General features: G+C 65.5%; 3 protein-coding genes. 2 read left to right on the forward strand and 1 reads right to left on the reverse strand.

Translation table 11 applies throughout. The annotated features are described in order from the left end of the window. Positions 1-2: 2 nt before the first annotated feature. Positions 3-977, reverse strand: coding sequence for a DUF2155 domain-containing protein (locus WCE35_RS25560; RefSeq protein ID WP_424596088.1), 975 nt, complete (start codon positions 975-977; stop codon positions 3-5). A gap of 231 nt (positions 978-1208) precedes the next feature. On the opposite strand from WCE35_RS25560, the gene WCE35_RS25565 reads away from it, so the two are divergent. Next, positions 1209-1988, forward strand: coding sequence for an SDR family NAD(P)-dependent oxidoreductase (locus tag WCE35_RS25565; protein ID WP_424596089.1), 780 nt, complete (start codon positions 1209-1211; stop codon positions 1986-1988). A 32-nt stretch (positions 1989-2020) separates the two neighbouring features. Continuing rightward, a complete protein-coding gene (locus WCE35_RS25570) occupies positions 2021-2968 on the forward strand; it encodes an alpha/beta hydrolase (RefSeq protein ID WP_424596090.1) in 948 nt (315 codons plus the stop codon). Positions 2969-3711 lie beyond the last annotated feature (743 nt).

A 3711-nucleotide genomic window follows, 5' to 3' on the forward strand; every position in this document is an offset into this window, starting at 1 on the left:
GCCTAGTTCCCGAAAAGCCCACCGAACGGGCCGCCGGGCCGCTGCGGTGGAGGCGGCGGCGGCTGCTGCTGCTGGAATTGCGGCTGCGGCAGCGGACGCGGGATGGCCTGCTTCTGCGGCGGCGGGCGTGTCTGCGCCGGCGCTGCGGGCTTCGGCGGATCGGGCTGCGCGGTCACGATGGTCTGGTCGGGGACTTTGCAGTCGACGAGCCAGATGTCGTAGACCGGGTGCTCGACGCCGTGCAGGCCGGGGCTCGCGGCATACATCCAGCCCGAAAAAATCCGCTTCACCTCGCCTTGCAGCGTGATCTCGTCGACCTCGACAAAGGCGTTGGTATTGGCGGCCTCGCTCGCGGGCCGGGTGTAGCAGGCGTCGGTCTTGACGCGCAGCGCACCGAACTGGACGGTCTCGCCGATATCCTCGTCGAAATTGATGATGCGCCCGGTGATCTTGTCGAGGCCGGAAAAGCTCGCCTTCTTGTTCGTAATCTTCAGGGACGGCGGCTCGGTGACGATTTCGTCGCCCGGCTGCAAGGTCGCCGGCGATTGCGGCACGCCCTTGGGCTGGCGTTGTCCCGGCGGCAATCCGGGCAGCGGATTGGCCGGCGGCGCGTTGGCGACGCTCGGGCCGCCCGGCTGCGGCGGCGCGACCGCGATGCCCGGCTGGGTGTTCTGCGGAATGACGGTGGTACCTGGCGGCGGCGCCAGCGGTTGCGACTGAACGCTTCCGGGCGCGGGCACGCCCTGCCCCGGCAGCGGACGATTGGGCGTCGGCAACAACCGGCCGCGCGGCAATTCCGGCACTTGCTCGTCGTCGTCGGCGGGCTGTTGCTGATTGCCGCGGGGAATCGCCCCGGGCGGGCGCAGCGGGGGATCGGAAAAAATATTTCCGATCTGCGCGCGCGCGTCAGGCGCAATCAAGATTGTCGTGGCGGCGACAAAGGCCGCAATGCCAGTCAGGGCAATGGTTCGAAACATCTCGCGGCTTTAGCAGGCGAATCGGGCTCCCGACAGTGCAGCTTTATCGGCCGCTCGCAGGTCCACCGGTTAACACGCCGAATACGGCGGGGAAAGGGCGGTTTGCCGCCCTCCCCGGCTACTGGTCAGGCTGCGCGACAAGTGAAATAGTCGGCGCTGAGACTCCGCGCGGCCGCGCGGAAATCACGAAAATCCGGGAACAACCGGACCAAGCCGGAGGAAACCCCTGAAATGCCCGATCGAATTCGCCTCGACGGCAAGGTCGCCGTCGTCACCGGCGCGGCCGGCGTCATCGGAACCGCGACCATCCGCCTGTTGGCCGAGCGCGGTGCGCGCATCGTCGCCGTCGACCGCCGGGAAGCGGACCTCAAGGCCGCCATCCGGGACCTGCCGGCCACCGCAGCGGCGCTTGCGGTCGCAGCCGACGTCACCCGGGAAGACGAGGTCGCCGACTATGTCCGCGCCGCCGTCGACAAGTTCGGCACCATCGACGTGTTCCACAACAACGCCGGCGTCGAAGGCGACATCAAGCCGATACCCGAATATTCGCTGGAGAGCTTTCGCAAGGTACTCGACGTCAATGTGGTCGGCGTGTTCCTTGGGATGAAGCATGTGCTGCCGGTCATGCTCAGGCAAAACAAGGGCAGCATCATCAACACCGCCTCGATCGCGGGCTTGATGGGATCGCCGCTGATCGCAGTCTACAGCGCCAGCAAGCATGCGGTGATCGGACTTACCAAGAGCGCATCGTGGGAGTGCACGGGCACCGACGTGCGCGTCAATTGCGTCTGCCCCGGCCTGATCGACAGCCGGATGCTGAGCACGATCCTGCAGGGCCGCAGCGGCGGCAACGCCCCGCCGCCCACCGACAAGATCGTCGAACGGATTCCGGCGCGCCGGCTCGGGCAGGCGTCCGAGGTCGCCTCCATTGTCGCGTTCCTCGCTTCCGACGAGGCGAGCTACGTGTCGGGCTCGGCCTACACGGTCGATGGCGGCCGCACCGCCGCTTGAGCCTTTCGTTCAAACATCAAAGGTGTTTTTCAATGCCCGTCGTTCTCGATCCCGATGCCGCCGCCGTCTTCAGGGCCTTTCAGGAGGCAGGCCGCCCGCCCTATGAGACGTTGACGCCTGCGGAAGCCCGCGAGTTTTACCTGCAGGGCCGCTTCGTCAGCAATCCCGAACCGCCCGAGCTCGAATCGGCAAACCCGCTTTCGATCCCCGCCCCCCACGGCGCGATCCCTGCCCGCATCTACACGCCAAGGACCTTGCGGAAGGCCAACGGCCTGGCGCCGTGCCTGGTGTTCTTCCACGGCGGCGGCTGGGTGATCGGCAATCTCGAAACCCATGACGTGGTCTGCCGCGCGCTCGCGCATGAAGGCGAATTGATCGTCATCTCCGTCGACTACCGCCTCGCCCCCGAGCACAAATTTCCCGCCGCGGTCGACGACGCCATTTCAGCCACGGAATGGATCGCCGCCAACGCGCGACAGCTCGGCATCGACGCTGCGCGACTGACGGTCGGCGGCGACAGCGCCGGGGGCAATCTCGCCGCCGTGGTTGCGCTCGCCGCGCGCGACGGCAACGGACCCGACATCGCCGGCCAGGTGCTGATCTATCCGGCGACGGATTTTTCGAAACAGCATCCCTCGCACCGCGAGCCGGAGACCAGCATCCTGCTGACGCATACCGTGATCCCCTGGTTCTCCAACCATTACCTCACCGGCCCCGCCGATATCGACGACTGGCGCGTCTCGCCGGCGCGCGCCGCGACGCTCGCCGGGCTGCCGCCAGCCGATGTGCTGACCGCGGGCGCCGATCCGCTGCGCGATGAAGGCGACGAATATGCCGCGCGGCTGAAGCAAGCCGGCGTGCCGGTGGCGTACCGGCATTTTCCCGGCCAGTTCCACGGCTTCTTCACCATGGGCAAGCTGCTGCAACAGGCCAATGTCGCGGCAAGCGAGATCGCCGTCTGGCTGAAGGCGCTGGACTGATGAGGGCAATCCTCGAGCCATCGTCATTCCGGGGCGCGCCCTTTGGCCCGAGCCTGGAATCCATCACCCCAAATATCGGATTTTAGAGGACTAAGGGTTGGCCGAGTGGATGAAGACCAGCCGTAGCCAGATCGCCATCTGGCTGAAGCGCCGCTCACTCAGGCGAACGGATCTCGCAGCTCGATCGATCGGAATTTCGGGAAATCCCGGTCATTGGAGTACAGCCTGCGGACGCCGTGCTGGAACAGGATAGCAGCGACATGGGCGTCAGGGACGAGGTTTCCATGATGGCAGCACAATCAATTCACGCTATGGTCCGAAGCACGAAGGTCGAATCAGGAGATCGCGATGCTGGGACGAATTCTTGCCGTGACGCTGGCGCTCGGCAGGGGCCGTCTACCAACCCCCAGACCCGCCGCATCATCCATGTTTACGATTGATCGCCCAAACGCGACGGTCACCGGCTCACGGGGGCAGTACGAAAATTGGTAGCCTCGGCTTTCATTGAGATCGCAACGCAAACCGTGCTGCATTGTGGGCTCGTCTGCCGCTCGGCCCGGTTGCTCCCTGCTGAATTTTTCTGCGTGTTTTCGAGGCTAGCGTGATCGAACCCCTCCTCGTGTTCGGAATTCCCGTCGACTTCATCCTGTTCGCGCTGACGCTGTTCGGCGTCGCGCTGTGGCATCATCACACGCTGCCTGTCGCGTTGACCGGGCTTGGCGCGATCATCATCTACAAGGTGG

It is taken from the genome of Bradyrhizobium sp. (assembly GCF_049691595.1).
Classification (GTDB): Bacteria; Pseudomonadota; Alphaproteobacteria; order Rhizobiales; family Xanthobacteraceae; genus Bradyrhizobium.